A 13,861-nucleotide genomic window follows, 5' to 3' on the forward strand; every position below is an offset into this window, starting at 1 on the left:
AAACTGTTTTTGTGAATGGATCACACTCTTTGCCAAAAAAGCTGGTACTTTATTTGCTAGCATATGATTCATCTACTGTTTTTATGACGAGATGCCCACAATGTTCAACGATAAAACGCTACTGATCACAGGTGGCACCGGCTCGTTTGGCCAACGATTGGTCAAGACAGTACTGGAACGTTATAAGCCGAAACGGCTCATCATCTATTCTCGTGACGAACTGAAACAGTTCGAGATGCAGCAGGAGTTTAACGACCCCTGCATGCGCTATTTTATCGGTGATGTCCGAGACGCCAACCGGCTCACCATGGCAATGCGTGGCGTCGATTACGTGGTTCATGCAGCAGCACTGAAACAGGTTCCAGCCGCTGAATACAACCCCATGGAGTGTATTAAGACCAATATCCATGGTGCTGAGAACGTCATCCAGGCCGCTTTGCTCAATCAAGTCAAAAAAGTTATTGCCCTCTCCACTGACAAAGCTGCCAATCCAATCAATCTCTACGGTGCCACCAAACTGGCATCAGACAAGCTCTTCGTGGCAGCAAACAATATCGCGGGGCAGGATCCCACCCGTTTTGCAGTGGTTCGTTACGGTAACGTGGTGGGTTCTCGCGGCTCTGTCGTCCCCTTCTTCCAGAAGCTGATTGACCAGGGTGCAGATGCGTTGCCCATCACCCATGAGGAGATGACGCGTTTCTGGATCACCTTGCAGCAAGGGGTGGATTTCGTGCTGGACAATTTTGGCCGCATGAAAGGAGGAGAGATTTTTGTTCCAAAATTGCCATCGGTCCGTATTACCGAGCTCGCCAGCGCCATGGCCCCTCACCTGCCACACAAGATCATCGGTATTCGTCCGGGAGAGAAGCTCCATGAAGTGATGTGTCCTGCCGATGACTCTTATCACACCTTCGAGTTTGATGACTTCTTCGTGATTGGCCCAACCATCAACTTCAATAATCGCAACAACGATTTCTCCAAAACAGCGGCGGGCGAAAAAGGAAAAATGGTAGAACAGGGCTTCGAATATAACTCTCGCAGCAACCCTCACTTTTTTACCATTGAACAGCTTTTGAAAATGAACCAAAAGGGGAGTGCTGAATGATCCCTTATGGCCGCCAATCCATCAGCCAGGCAGATATCGATGCTGTTGTGGATGTTCTCAAGTCCGACTTTCTGACCCAGGGGCCCGTTGTCCCCCGCTTTGAGCAAGCAGTAGCCGATTACTGTGGCGCTAAATTCGGGGTTGCGGTCAATTCAGGTACAGCAGCACTGCATATCGCCTGTCTGGCACTTGGCGTTGGCCCCGGCGACTGGGTCTGGACATCCCCCATCAGCTTTGTTGCATCCGCCAACTGTGCTCTCTACTGCGGTGCACAAGTCGACTTCGTCGATATTGAGCCAGATACCGGCAACATGTGCGCCTTGGAGCTGGAAAAGAAACTAATTGTTGCTAAAGCGGCGGGTAAGTTGCCCAAAGTCGTTATCCCGGTGCACTTTGCCGGCCTCCCCTGCGACATGCAGGAGATCCGCCGCCTGGGACAAGAGTATGGCTTTCGGATCATCGAAGATGCCTGCCACGCCTTGGGAGCTCGCTATCACGATGAACCAACCGGTAATGGTCGCTACAGCGATATAACCGTTTTCAGCTTCCACCCGGTGAAGATCATCACCACCGGTGAAGGGGGGATGGCCATGACCAACGACCCTGTGCTCGCCAAGACGATGCGCATGCTCCGCAGCCACGGCATCACCCGCGAACCGGAAGACTTCATCAATGAACCGGATGGCCCCTGGTACTACGAGCAGCAGATGCTCGGCTTCAACTACCGCATGACCGACATTCAGGCTGCACTGGGGGTGAGCCAGATGGTACGCTTGGAGGAATTTCTGACCAAGCGCCGCACCATTGCCGCACGTTATCAGGCCAAACTGCCTAGCCTGGGGCTTGAGATCCTAGCCAACCGAGAGGGGCGTCTCTCGGCATGGCATCTGTTTGTAATAAAGATACCCGCAGATGATCGAAAGGTTTTTTTTGAACAACTGCGTTCTGCAGGACTCGGAGTTAATGTGCACTACATGCCAATCTATTCTCAACCATTTCACCATATGGTAATCAAAAAAAACCCAACATCCGAAATATTTTATCAACAAAGTATATCAATCCCTATCTATCCCGATTTGACCAAGCAACAGGAGAAGGTCATATACCATTTGAAAAATATCAAATCCAAATAAGTCGAATACCATCAAAAATATGAAAACTATATGTTGATTTCGAATTTTATAATAGGGTTAGTTATTTTAAATTCACGACGAAGCATATGATATATCTCATCGATTGACTTGGATGACAACGAAGCTATTAATACTTTTTGACTTGGATTATTTTTTAGCACATCAATATTTTCAACTTTATGACCTCTAAAAAATATATTTTTTTCTACAGACTGCCCATGAATTACACCATTCACATTAAACAATTTATTGTTCAAAAATGAGCCAAATAAGGCATCGGCAGTTTCACCCGTGCCATACACATATATATCCCCCCCCATCTGTTTCTCGTTGCTATCGTAATCAACAATGCTGAACAACTCGCCATACAGCCTGAGGAAATCAATAATCCCAATCGAATTATGGCCTATATAATCAATAGCAAGGGATGTACATTCATCACAAATGGTCATCTCTCTCTTTCGTTCTTGGATGTCGTTGAAATCCATCTTAAATAAATCACCAACGAGTCCCCTATCGCCACATGTTTTTTCCATCCCGCAACACATAAGTACATTGCAGCTTTCATCGATCGAAAGTCGTTCGAATTGTGGGCAAATATAATCGGTAGGTCTTTGTCGCTGCATCTTCCCCAGATGTTCTGTGAAAACTTCCGTCGAAATCACCTCAATTTGGTTAGGTTTCATAGCCTTTGTCAGAAAGTGGCGAAACATGTTGTAACCATTTAAATATGCAAGTGACGGAACGAAATTTATGCAAACTTCCTTTGCAAAATTTGCTGCCAAGCTTATTTCATGCAGATTAAACTTGTATATATGATAAGCAAGATTTATGGGGCCTGTATAGCGACTAGAACGAAGAGATAAAACCATATCAGAGATATTGTTTTTGATCCTGTCAAATTTGAAACCATGAATCCTATCGTATGAGTCCTGACTAAAGCCAGGCATTGAAAAGGTTATATTTTTTAGACGAGATATCTGTTCCTCATTAAATGATATACATATAGATGCATTAGTACTGAGGCTATAAAATAGCTCATTGCGATTTAAAATATCTATTATCATTTTTAGATCTTTGTGTAAGAATGGCTCCCCCCAGCTATATAGAATAACTTCACAGTCAGGAGCAATTATTTTTTTGCTCAGCATATGAGTGATGGCCCCAGAAAAGGTATCAATATCGATAAACTTTCCCTGCTTACGATGTTCAGAGCCAGATATTGAATCTTTACCACTCACACAATATCGACAGTGTGCATTACAAACCCCAGAAATGTCGAAATAAATTCTTTTATACATATAGCTCCTGTATTTTATATCTGATGTTGTAGTGTCGCTGATTATTTGAGTCGCTTCAAAAATCCACTTGGAGCTACAGTTATAAGCAGCTTATGGGCAATATTCTCGTCGATACAAAAATCAGAGCAGTTTTTCATAAACTCGAAAACAGCTGTTTTAGGATTATTACCTTTCCCCCACGGTCGGTCTGGAAACAGACTATCTGGCATATCTTCAATGATGGTATCAAATACAACACAGTAACTACCGACGCTGACCAATGATGCATACGCGTTTAACTCGGCAAGAACATGGTCATGCGTATGGTTGCTATCTAGACAAACGAGTACTCTGTTATATTTCCGTGCAAGCTCTCTGACTTCAGAAATCACCTTTTCATCCGTACTTGATCCTTGAATCATGTGAATCCTTGATGACATTGGATGTTTTTCAATCGCTTCTCGATTATGACTCCGAATATCAATATCAATTCCAATGACTTTCCGTTCTGATCGTTTAGCATCAAATTTTTCATCACGTTCAATGGCTTCGCACAAATCTAGTTGTGCCAGCATCGAAGCACTAAATATAAGTGATCCACCATGAGCAATGCCGGTCTCAATAATAAGATCTGGACGTATTTCCCAAATCAACTCCTGCATTGCCCATGCGTCATTCGGAAACTGTATAGCAGGCCTTCCCATCCATCGAAAGTTATATGACCATTTATGGGGGGCTATCTCCCTAATCCAGATCCTTGATAAAGCTTGTAGATCCATATCTGACGCGAGAGAGCGAATATTTGTCTCAACTTCTTCTTTGAATAGATCATTATGATTCATCAGCAAACTCCTGCCAAGGTATAGTTCCAGAATGGATAAATTTTTTCCCATGAGCCCCACAATTTGCAATCAGATCAAGAGCTGACACGTAAGGAGTAAAGTTTCCGAATAATTGGGGGTATGCTGCTTTCTGATAGTTCATATATTCAACAGAAATACCAGATGTTAAAAATTGCTCATGGTTTAAGTAATTTTTAGCACCGTGCCCAGTGACATATATATTTCCACCAAGTCTTTTAACAATTCCAAGTAATCTGTCAGTGCTATTGCCGGACACATTTAATTGGCTAGATTCATAAAAAATAGTGGATGGAACGAGTTCAAAGTACTCGGCCAATGCGATAGTCGAACGTCTTGATAGGTCATTTAATGTATTACAGGGTAAAGAGAAAACTCCATCTACAATATCCATAACATCTTGGCAATAGGGAGCAAATGAAAATGCCTCCTTGAGAAGGATTTTGTGTTGTCTTTGCCAATCTATTGAGTTGTCAATTTCTATTTCATTTATTTTTTCTTTCTGATGATGTTTTTTTAGAGGAACAGTCATCCAGACAATGCCTCTTGACGTTTTAATTTGTACACGGTTGAAAAAACCACGAGAAAACTGAACATCATCATAGTGTACAAAAATATCAGCTAGACGGATTTGCTCAAGCAATCCAACCCATGGGAAGTACATGGATTGTGATATGACAACTCGTTTGTTATCGACCATTACCGTATCCAATATATTTTCTCACTTTTCAAAAAGTCTTCGAAGGCATCTGCTAATTTTTTACTCCTGAGAGACTGGCTGTTCCATGAATGCGCGGGGTATGTGTTTAAGTTGTCTTTAGACTTGTATAAATAACTAACGCCATCCAGAAGTACTGACTCACACAAAACAAGAAATATATATAGCTTCTGCGCAAAAGAGAGCCGCTCTAATTGCTGTATATCATGCATATTGACTACAGAGCCAACCACTTGAGCCACGAGCTCGCCACCATCCGTACTTCCATCAACAAAGTGAGCTGTTGCGCCAACAAATCGGACCTTTTTTTCAAAGGCCCGCTGCAGAGAGTTAAATCCAGGAAACGCAGGCAACAAAGAAGGATGTATATTTATGCACGGTTTAAATGAATATATCGACGAGCTGATCAGCCTGGTAAAAAAAAGACAAACCCAGTCGACATTATTTTCAAAAAATAACCACTGGCTGGCTTTACATGAAAAGCCAACATTATCATTATCAATTATTCTAGTGTAAGAGACACCTAACTCGTCACAGGCTCTTTCTATCCCACATTCACGATCCGTAACCACATATGCAGATACTTCATAGCCACACGACTTTAGCAAGTTAATGCCTGTCGCGAATACAGAACCACCGCTTGAAGCAATAATACCAAGCCGCATCATACTGAACTTATCGCCGAATTATATTTCATATCACAATCCTTATCTTTATTATCCACATCCCGATATAAATAAATAGTGTATTCGAATAAAGGATAAGAATGATCAATTCTAACTTTCGATGATAACTCACTCATACACCAGGCGAGCAATTCCGCCGGGTTTCGGTAATACAAATTATCAACTTGAAAGTTAACATGGGTTGTCATGACATTGAAGGCAATCCCAACACGACACAAGCTAAACATTTTTTTTATTAGTTCATGAGCATAGCGATCCATTAGTTTATGACTGACATTCAGTTTTTGCGTCAAAATACCATTGCAAACGACATAATCATATTGCCCAGAACACGAATCATTCAATATATCAATACACCTCCATTCATCGTTAGGATGGAGGCTCTTTGCTGAATTAATCATGGGCAAACTGATATCGATTCCAGTGTATTTTACGGGCATTTTTTTTTGTCTGATCAACTCAAGCAAACTTCCATATCCGCAGCCGACATCCAAGATTGAGCTGGCGGTTGAAACACTAGTCACATCTATGACATTCAGCATTTTCTCAAGGCGCAATAAATGACCTTTTTTATTATCACCCCAATCAACCCCTTTGGAGTTTCGGCCATGCTTAATGAATGTATTTGAATAGTGTTCACATAACAACTGACTAATTTTTTGATTATTCATCTCTCTAATTACTCTTCAGCACGGAACGAATGATTTTGATGATTTTCTCTAGAGATTCATCGCTCATATCATGATAGCTTGGAAGATTTAGCGCACTTTTAGATATAAATTTCGCGAGAGCATTACAGTTATTTTGCATGAACATGGGCAGAGATGACAATGGATGAAAAAATACTCGCGCATCTATATTTTCAGTGCTGAATTTAAATTTCAGCTGTTCAACTGCCTCCGAACCTGATTTTTCAATCAGAATAGTTGGCATCCAGGCACCGTTAATCGTACCGCTCGGTTCTGGATTCATTTTGACTCCATCGACACACAATAATTCACGCCGATAGCAATCTAAAATATATCTCTTCCGCGAAACTAACTCTTCGATTCGTTCCATCTGGCCACAGCCAATCGCAGCCTGAATGTTCGACATCTTGTATTTATAACCCACAACGTCAGGCCAGAACTGACGAGTCTGTCCACGAGCCCGGCCGTGGTTGCTGAGCGTTAACACACGTTCATAGAGGTCAGCATCGTTGGTAACAAACATGCCGCCCTCCCCAGTAGTCAGGGTTTTGGTTCCATGGAATGAGAAAGCACCAAAACAACCCATGGAGCCAGCTCGCCGTCCGTGATACACAGAGCCAATCGCCTCAGCGGCATCTTCAATCACCGGAATGCCATATCTCTCACCAATAGCCAACAACTGATCCATATGGCAGAGATTACCATACAGATGTACTGCTAGGATGGCCTTGGTGCGTGGCGTAATTGCCGCCTCAACCAATTCAGGATCAAGGCACCAAGAGTCCGGCAAGATATCGACAAAAACAGGCGTCGCCCCCAGATGGACGACGGGTGCAACACTGGCAATCCAGTTGCTATCAGCCAATATTACTTCATCGCCAGCACCTATTCCTAACGCAGCCATCCCCATATGCAAGGCGCCGGTACAACTTGACGTGGCAATCGCATATTTCACCCCCAAATAGTCACGAAAAAGCAGTTCAAAGCGGTCAATATATTCGTAACAGCGCTCACCCCATCCGTTAGTCGCCGCATCTGTGGCGTAGCCAATTTCTAGCTCGGTGATAGATGGTTTGGTATATAAGATACGCTCACTCATAGGAACTCCAGATGAGGAACCGCAACGACAAAACGAGTTCCTGCTGCCCTCAGGTGCGCCAATTGATGGCTGATTTCATCAGCCAAATTCCAAGGTAAAATCAGGACAAAATCTGGTGGATTAGCCATCAGTACTTCTGGCGACAAGATTGGAATATGGCTGCCAGGCATAAATCGCCCCTGTTTCGAGCCGGCTGCATCGCAAACATAGGGCAGCAGATCTGGACGAATACCGGCATAGTTCAACAATGTATTGCCTTTAGCAGCAGCACCATAGGCTGCCACCGTCTTCCCCGCTTGATACTGTGTTAATAAGAAAGAAAGTAGTGAATTTTTTACTCTGTCCACATGCGCTTGAAATTCCAGATAGAGGTTCAACTGATGTAATCCAGCTACAGCCTCCTGATACAAACAATCTGCGACAGCCAGAGTATCCGGTCGTTGTTCATCGGCATGACAGGCAAATACCCGTAAACTTCCACCATGGGTCGCTAATGACTCGACATGAAACACTCTCAGGCCAACCGAAGCCAACATCCGCTGCACCGTCTGCAGCGACAGATACGAAAAATGCTCGTGATAAACCGTATCAAACTGAACCTGCAGCAGTAATTGCAGCAGATGAGGAAACTCCAGCGTCAGCGTTCCACCAGGATTAAGCAGATACTTCAAGCCACGACAAAAATCATTGATATCCGGCACATGAGCTAGAACATTATTACCGATCAGTAGATCCGCCCCTTGTCCTTTTCCTCTCATTTGTTGAGCTAACTCGGAACCAAAAAACTCCCGGATAATCGGAATATCCAGCGATTCAGCCGCAGCGGCAGTACCAGCGGTAGGTTCCACTCCTAGGCAAGGAATCTCTGCGGCGACAAAGTTCTTCAGCAAATACCCATCGTTGGCTGCAATCTCAACCACATGACTCTTGGACGTAAGAGACAATTCGTCAATCATACGCGCACAATAACGGGCTGCATGAGCTAACCAGCTGGTCGATGTACTTGAAAAATATGCATAATCTGCACAAAAAAGCTGATCTGCCGAAGCAAAATCCTCCGTTTGTACCAGCCAGCACCGGTCACACACGCACAAGCGTAATGGGTAGGTTACTTCTGGTCGGGAGAGATCGCTGGCAGACAGATAGGCATTCGATGGCGGAGCAAAGCCCAGATCGAGAAAACGATGGACCAGCAGGGTACCGCAGTGTCGGCATCTCATCTAACTATCACTCCCTGAAAACTGTCGTTTAATGCAGAATGCTGGCGATCTCGTGCGGAGATTTCTGTTATCGGCATCGGCCATGAAATCTGAAGATACGGATCCAACGGATCGAGTCCTCCTTCTGCTGCTGCAACATAGGCTGCCGAATGACAATAAAGCATTTCGACATCATCACTCAGAGCCTGAAAACCGTGCGCAAATCCTTCTGGAATCAGCAAAGAACGATGGTTATCACCCGAAAGCTCCTCCGCATGCCACATCAGAAAAGTCGGTGAACCAGCCCGAATGTCGACAATTACGTCCCAAACCCGACCTCGAGTACAAGTCACCAACTTTTTCTCGGCATGCGGTGGATATTGGAAGTGAAGACCACGGACAGTGCCGCAACGGGACGTACATGTCAGATTGACCTGTGCCACGCATGCCCCCCACCCCAGCACAAACAACTCTTCGACACAGAAGAGTCTGCTCAAAGCACCGCGTGAGTCACCATGCACTTCACGCTGCAACAATCTGGCACCAAGCGGCTCTGACAATAGGGTAAAACGATTCATGGCTGAGCCTCGTAGGCTTTAATTTGTTGCTCACACAAGTCTCGGGCCCTCCCCCCCTGATACCAGTCGCGATACCAAGACATGGTCTTCTCAACGGCCTGTGGCAATGACCACCGAGGTGAAATGTTCAGAGTATGTCGCGCCTTGGCTGTCTCCAGCGCCAGCCAACTGGTCTCATGAGGGCCTGGTTCACCCACCAAACGCCAAGCCTTATGACTGAGCCCATAACTTAAAGCCGCCAAATCCACCACCTGCGCCACACTCGCAGCATCCCGGCTATCTGGACCAAAGTTATAAGCCCCCGCCAACCGAGGCTCTTGATACAGACGTTGTGCCAACACCATATAGGCAGCAACAGGCTCCAAGACATGCTGCCACGGCCGAACAGCCTCAGGGCGCCGAATGGATAAAGTCTGACCGCCTTGCCAGGCCCGTATTGCGTCAGGAATCAAACGATCGACGGACCAGTCCCCTCCACCGATAACATTGCCTGCTCGCGCGGTTGCAATCGCAACGCCTCGTGCTGCCAGAAAAGCATCACGATAACTGGTAATAACCAGTTCGCTGGCCGCCTTACTCGCACTATAGGGATCATGTCCTCCCAATAGGTCGGTCTCGCGATACGGCCAGATGGACTCCTGGTTGTAATAGACTTTATCCGTGGTCACCATGACAACGCTCTTAACCGAATCCAACGTACGGAGCGCTTCTAATAGATAAACAGACCCCATCAAATTGGTTTCAAATGTCCGCGCAGGCTCACGATACCCCTCGCGCACTAATGACTGCGCCGCCAGATGGAATACCACTTCAGGTTGCGATTCCTGAACCAGTGGCACGAAATGTTCCGGTGCACAGACATCACAAATATGGTGTCGACATATCTTCGCAACCTCTGCAGCCTCGAACAGATTTGGCGTTGAATGGGGCAGCAAGCTAATTCCCGTCACATCCGCCCCGAGGCGATGCAACCATATAGTCAGCCAACTCCCCTTAAACCCTGTATGCCCGGTAACGAGCACTCTCTTTCCTGACCAAAAGGATGCATCGAGACCTCGTCTCATTCCCAAACCCTCCAGGGAGCCTTGTGACTGGCCCATAGCTCCTCCAGTTGATTTTTCTCGCGCAACGTATCCATCGGCTGCCAAAAACCTTGATGCTCAAATGACATCAACTGCGACATATCGGCCAACTCAACCAAAGGTTCTCCTTCCCAGCTACAGTGGTCGCTATCCAACAACTTGAACACGTCAGGAGAAAGCACAAAAAAACCGCCATTAATCAGGCCCCCATCACCGCGCGGTTTTTCAGAAAAACCTGTCACCAAATTTCCGTCTCGAGTCAAAGCCCCATAACGACCTGGCGGTGAAACAGCGGTAACAGTCGCCAGCTTGCCGTGGCTATGGTGAAACTCTATCAGTTTTCCAATATCAATATTGCTGAGACCATCACCATAGGTAAAGCAAAAAGCCGATTCACCTTTCACATACTCTTCGACACGCCGCAATCGTCCACCTGTAAGCGTATCTTCACCGGTGTCGACTAATGTCACTCGCCAGGGTTCTACATGGTTATGATGGACCTCCATTCGATTATTCGGCATATCAAACGTGACATCAGACATATGTAAAAAATAATTTGCGAAGTATTCTTTTATCACATAGCCTTTATAACCAAGGCATATTATAAAATCATTAACACCATAGTGAGAATATATTTTCATAATATGCCAAAGGATCGGTTTACCACCAATTTCAATCATGGGTTTAGGTCGAAGATGAGACTCTTCGCTGATCCGGGTGCCTAAACCACCCGCTAGAATAATTGCTTTCATTATTTTCACCGATCATCGTTAATCATCAGGCTATGTATACCTCGGTATTGCTGCAAGGCATGGATGATTTCATATTCTAGATATTGCTTTATTCGCGGGTCTCCATCATATAAATTAGCTAATGAATCTAACTGGTAAATGATGAAATCATAATTACTCAAATATATATCTTTTTGACCAGTAACTCGCTCATCCGAGGTTTCCGACGTTGCAGAAAAAAAGCGGGCATAATATTTATGCCCTTCAACAAATTTAATATTTCCATACCAAAGCAAGTGACAAATCATTACGAAATCCGCACCAAGCTTCATTCTGAAATCAAAGTTTTGCAAAAGTTCTCGTCTAAATAAAGCCTGACACATAGCACACAGAGTTATGTTTTTTGTCGCTTGAAGAAAACGAGCAATTCGTCTTTTTGAAAACGTATGGATAGCCTTTTCCATTCGACCATAATCGATGCCATCCAGGATCTTATGTGGTATACCAAATGCCATTGACAGTGATTCATCATGATCGAGGGTTTCTTTCATCGCAGACAGGTAACCATCCGAAATATAGTCATGCCCCCCAAGCCACATAAAATATTGTGAGTCAGAAATATCATATAACTGTTTGAAGTTTTCAAATGCACCTACATTTTTCTCTTGCCTAGTCAGGATAAATCGTTTATCGCGAGCACAGATATCATTGATAATGTTCCATGTATTGTCGGTTGAACAATTATCAGACACGTGAAAGCAAACATTGTCTTCATCTTGCCTAATTAAAGAAAGTAGAGTCTGCTCTATATATTTTTCTTCGTTGAAAACAGGAACACCAACATAGCATTTGAATTTTGGCATCTTTCAACCACCATTTAACTTTGATAAGATTTAAATCTGTGCAAATGGAAAACAAACTCATCTACGTTGGTAGATGTAAAAGTCCGAGAACGAACCAGTTAAATGGTCTCCTGTATATGGATATATATTATTTATTTTATTAGTCTGCAACCAATTCGGGAAATGCCCGGAAATATATTTTTCAATGTTTCGATGCTTAATATGCTTCGGGGATGACTCGTTATCATCCGTATTGCTAGAATATATAACAACATATTTATCTGCTACACTAAAAAGCTGTTTCATGTAATTAAAGAACACAACATCCTCAACTAAATGAAATATTACATCAAGCGATATAGCCAAATCTGCCCGATGTTCTTTCAGCTCATCAGAGATTAAAAAACTTTTTCTTACATCATTTATGAATTTTTGCTTACAGATGTTTATAGCTGACGGACTGACGTCAACACCTATATAGAAATTATAATCTGCATACGACAATTGATTCCCATCGCCACACCCAAGTTCGATAACGCTATCAATATTGTTAACCTTTACGAATTCGTTCAATACTGCAGATTTGAACTCGGCAAATTTTTCATATGAACCAGCGCCAGAATTTCCACCAGTTGCATATCTTTTTTCCCAATATAGTTTTGAATTAAACTCCTCCATATCACCCCCGATTAAACTCACTAACAACGTCATCATAAAATGACTCTAGAATTTCGGTCTGCCTGACGATGTCAAAGTTATTCTTTACAAAAGCATACCCTTTTTTCCCCATGGCATGGGCTAGCTCATCATCCATCAGAAGCCGATATAAATATTCTGCTAACGATTTATCATCTCTTTCATCAAACGCATATCCGGTCTCCCCATGAATCAGTCCCTCCCCCTTCCCCCCTCTGGATGATGTGATGACAGGCACCCCTAAACTCTGAGCCTCCAACAAAACCAACCCGAATGCCTCCGATTCCCCATTACCGATAGTGATACTGGGCAAGCATAAAACCTTTGACTCTGATATTTCTCTCATCACATTAGCACTAGGTAGCACGCCTAAAAAAGAAACATTTAGATTGTATATTTTGGCAAATTCTTCCAATCCATTACGCAGAGGACCATCACCGATGATTCGCAGATGCACACCATCAATCCTTTTTTGCAAGATGCGCATGGCCCTTAACAAAAAAATACAGCCTTTATTTTCTGTCAGTCTACCAACAAATATAACTTCCTTGTTGTGCTGTTTGAACTTAAGATTAAATTTTTCAGCATACGAAACATCCACCCCTATCGGGATATGGGTCACTTTGGATGGAGATATACCAAACTCTATGGCTCTCTGATGGATAGCCTTTGAGACGGCAATAAACCTTACTTTGGGGTCTGTGGACATTTTCACCAGTTCTTCGGGATAAGTAATCATGCTCCGACCACCGAGCCCATTCTGCCACCAATCATGATTTCTATTAATATCATAACCATGTAGTGTTACAACCAACGGAACATCCATTTCCTTAGCTAATGGATAAACGCGCAGTGCATCGACAGCAAAATGCGCATGAATTAGCTTATAACCGGCATTCTTAAATGAATTAGCCTTTGACAACAGGGACGAACGAACAAATTCATTTACAGCCCGGTTCATTGATAAATTTTTATAATGCTCCTCGTTTTTCAGCAACGTATCAACCTCCAGCCCCTGAAGCGACAAGCCGTTATCTAATCTGACCTCTCCCAAGATGGCTGCATGCCAACGTTTCAAATGACAAACCTGAGCCAAGACAAATGTTTCAGAATATGGAAGAAGATGAGTTCTAAAAACCAGAAGCTTGTTCATTATCAATTAA

The 13,861-nt window shown here is 43.8% G+C and carries 15 protein-coding genes; 2 read left to right on the forward strand and 13 right to left on the reverse strand.

What is annotated here, in order from left to right; translation table 11 throughout:
- Nucleotides 1-100: 100 nt before the first annotated feature.
- Both pseB and pseC read left to right on the forward strand, forming a co-directional pair.
- Entirely contained in the window at nt 101-1,105 is a 1,005-nt protein-coding gene (gene pseB / locus G5154_RS03175) for a UDP-N-acetylglucosamine 4,6-dehydratase (inverting) (protein ID WP_005346596.1), read from the forward strand.
- Nucleotides 1,102-2,238 (forward strand): UDP-4-amino-4,6-dideoxy-N-acetyl-beta-L-altrosamine transaminase, encoded by a 1,137-nt coding sequence (gene pseC / locus G5154_RS03180; protein ID WP_421250306.1) that lies wholly within the window; start codon nt 1,102-1,104, stop codon nt 2,236-2,238. Before pseB ends, pseC begins: the two co-directional genes overlap by 4 nt.
- A gap of 26 nt (nt 2,239-2,264) precedes the next feature.
- Here the strand turns inward: pseC and G5154_RS03185 are convergent, their stop codons facing one another.
- Genes G5154_RS03185 through G5154_RS03245 form a run of 13 tightly spaced genes read right to left on the reverse strand, consistent with a single transcriptional unit; the run spans nt 2,265 to nt 13,851 of the window.
- On the reverse strand, nt 2,265-3,539 hold the full coding sequence (locus G5154_RS03185; RefSeq protein ID WP_216978539.1) for a radical SAM protein: 1,275 nt from the start codon (nt 3,537-3,539) through the stop codon (nt 2,265-2,267).
- A 41-nt stretch (nt 3,540-3,580) separates the two neighbouring features.
- Nucleotides 3,581-4,360 (reverse strand): cephalosporin hydroxylase family protein, encoded by a 780-nt coding sequence (locus tag G5154_RS03190; RefSeq protein ID WP_144715584.1) that lies wholly within the window; start codon nt 4,358-4,360, stop codon nt 3,581-3,583.
- Nucleotides 4,350-5,078, reverse strand: coding sequence for a WbqC family protein (locus tag G5154_RS03195; protein WP_216978538.1), 729 nt, complete (start codon nt 5,076-5,078; stop codon nt 4,350-4,352). Before G5154_RS03195 ends, G5154_RS03190 begins: the two co-directional genes overlap by 11 nt.
- On the reverse strand, nt 5,078-5,764 hold the full coding sequence (locus G5154_RS03200; protein WP_216978537.1) for a formyltransferase family protein: 687 nt from the start codon (nt 5,762-5,764) through the stop codon (nt 5,078-5,080). The genes G5154_RS03195 and G5154_RS03200 overlap by 1 nt, the downstream gene beginning before the upstream one ends.
- On the reverse strand, nt 5,761-6,453 hold the full coding sequence (locus G5154_RS03205; protein ID WP_421250307.1) for a class I SAM-dependent methyltransferase: 693 nt from the start codon (nt 6,451-6,453) through the stop codon (nt 5,761-5,763). Before G5154_RS03205 ends, G5154_RS03200 begins: the two co-directional genes overlap by 4 nt.
- A gap of 4 nt (nt 6,454-6,457) precedes the next feature.
- Nucleotides 6,458-7,570, reverse strand: coding sequence for a DegT/DnrJ/EryC1/StrS family aminotransferase (locus G5154_RS03210; protein WP_144715576.1), 1,113 nt, complete (start codon nt 7,568-7,570; stop codon nt 6,458-6,460).
- Complete coding sequence (locus G5154_RS03215) at nt 7,567-8,790, reverse strand: class I SAM-dependent methyltransferase (protein WP_144715574.1); 1,224 nt, start codon at nt 8,788-8,790, stop codon at nt 7,567-7,569. The genes G5154_RS03210 and G5154_RS03215 overlap by 4 nt, the downstream gene beginning before the upstream one ends.
- Nucleotides 8,787-9,347 (reverse strand): dTDP-4-dehydrorhamnose 3,5-epimerase family protein, encoded by a 561-nt coding sequence (locus G5154_RS03220; RefSeq protein WP_216978535.1) that lies wholly within the window; start codon nt 9,345-9,347, stop codon nt 8,787-8,789. Before G5154_RS03220 ends, G5154_RS03215 begins: the two co-directional genes overlap by 4 nt.
- Nucleotides 9,344-10,447, reverse strand: a complete 1,104-nt coding sequence (gene rfbG / locus G5154_RS03225) for a CDP-glucose 4,6-dehydratase (protein WP_319890029.1) — start codon at nt 10,445-10,447, stop codon at nt 9,344-9,346. Before rfbG ends, G5154_RS03220 begins: the two co-directional genes overlap by 4 nt.
- Nucleotides 10,408-11,181, reverse strand: coding sequence for a glucose-1-phosphate cytidylyltransferase (gene rfbF, locus G5154_RS03230; protein ID WP_216978533.1), 774 nt, complete (start codon nt 11,179-11,181; stop codon nt 10,408-10,410). The genes rfbG and rfbF overlap by 40 nt, the downstream gene beginning before the upstream one ends.
- Before the next feature lie 5 nt (nt 11,182-11,186).
- A complete protein-coding gene (locus G5154_RS03235) occupies nt 11,187-12,023 on the reverse strand; it encodes a glycosyltransferase family 2 protein (protein WP_216978532.1) in 837 nt (278 codons plus the stop codon).
- A 57-nt stretch (nt 12,024-12,080) separates the two neighbouring features.
- Nucleotides 12,081-12,716 carry a class I SAM-dependent methyltransferase gene (locus G5154_RS03240; protein ID WP_216978531.1) on the reverse strand — a complete coding sequence of 212 codons (636 nt, stop codon included), beginning with the start codon at nt 12,714-12,716 and terminating at the stop codon, nt 12,081-12,083.
- Nucleotides 12,682-13,851, reverse strand: a complete 1,170-nt coding sequence (locus tag G5154_RS03245; RefSeq protein ID WP_005346631.1) for a glycosyltransferase — start codon at nt 13,849-13,851, stop codon at nt 12,682-12,684. Before G5154_RS03245 ends, G5154_RS03240 begins: the two co-directional genes overlap by 35 nt.
- Nucleotides 13,852-13,861: the final 10 nt, after the last annotated feature.

The organism is Aeromonas sp. 600527, assembly GCF_049175415.1.
GTDB classification, from domain to species: domain Bacteria; phylum Pseudomonadota; class Gammaproteobacteria; order Enterobacterales; family Aeromonadaceae; genus Aeromonas; species Aeromonas veronii_A.

Excerpts from the sequence above, each read along its gene's own strand:
- G5154_RS03245 (WP_005346631.1), bottom strand. The coding sequence starts at position 13,851 with ATGAACAAGCTTCTGGTTTTTAGAACTCATCTTCTTCCATATTCTGAA.
- pseC (WP_421250306.1), top strand. The coding sequence starts at position 1,102 with ATGATCCCTTATGGCCGCCAATCCATCAGCCAGGCAGATATCGATGCT.
- G5154_RS03195 (WP_216978538.1), bottom strand. The coding sequence starts at position 5,078 with ATGGTCGATAACAAACGAGTTGTCATATCACAATCCATGTACTTCCCA.
- pseB (WP_005346596.1), top strand. The coding sequence starts at position 101 with ATGTTCAACGATAAAACGCTACTGATCACAGGTGGCACCGGCTCGTTT.
- rfbF (WP_216978533.1), bottom strand. The coding sequence starts at position 11,181 with ATGAAAGCAATTATTCTAGCGGGTGGTTTAGGCACCCGGATCAGCGAA.
- G5154_RS03185 (WP_216978539.1), bottom strand. The coding sequence starts at position 3,539 with ATGTATAAAAGAATTTATTTCGACATTTCTGGGGTTTGTAATGCACAC.
- rfbG (WP_319890029.1), bottom strand. The coding sequence starts at position 10,447 with ATGGGCCAGTCACAAGGCTCCCTGGAGGGTTTGGGAATGAGACGAGGT.
- G5154_RS03190 (WP_144715584.1), bottom strand. The coding sequence starts at position 4,360 with ATGAATCATAATGATCTATTCAAAGAAGAAGTTGAGACAAATATTCGC.
- G5154_RS03240 (WP_216978531.1), bottom strand. The coding sequence starts at position 12,716 with ATGATGACGTTGTTAGTGAGTTTAATCGGGGGTGATATGGAGGAGTTT.
- G5154_RS03210 (WP_144715576.1), bottom strand. The coding sequence starts at position 7,570 with ATGAGTGAGCGTATCTTATATACCAAACCATCTATCACCGAGCTAGAA.
- G5154_RS03235 (WP_216978532.1), bottom strand. The coding sequence starts at position 12,023 with ATGCCAAAATTCAAATGCTATGTTGGTGTTCCTGTTTTCAACGAAGAA.
- G5154_RS03220 (WP_216978535.1), bottom strand. The coding sequence starts at position 9,347 with ATGAATCGTTTTACCCTATTGTCAGAGCCGCTTGGTGCCAGATTGTTG.
- G5154_RS03200 (WP_216978537.1), bottom strand. The coding sequence starts at position 5,764 with ATGATGCGGCTTGGTATTATTGCTTCAAGCGGTGGTTCTGTATTCGCG.
- G5154_RS03205 (WP_421250307.1), bottom strand. The coding sequence starts at position 6,453 with ATGAATAATCAAAAAATTAGTCAGTTGTTATGTGAACACTATTCAAAT.
- G5154_RS03215 (WP_144715574.1), bottom strand. The coding sequence starts at position 8,790 with ATGAGATGCCGACACTGCGGTACCCTGCTGGTCCATCGTTTTCTCGAT.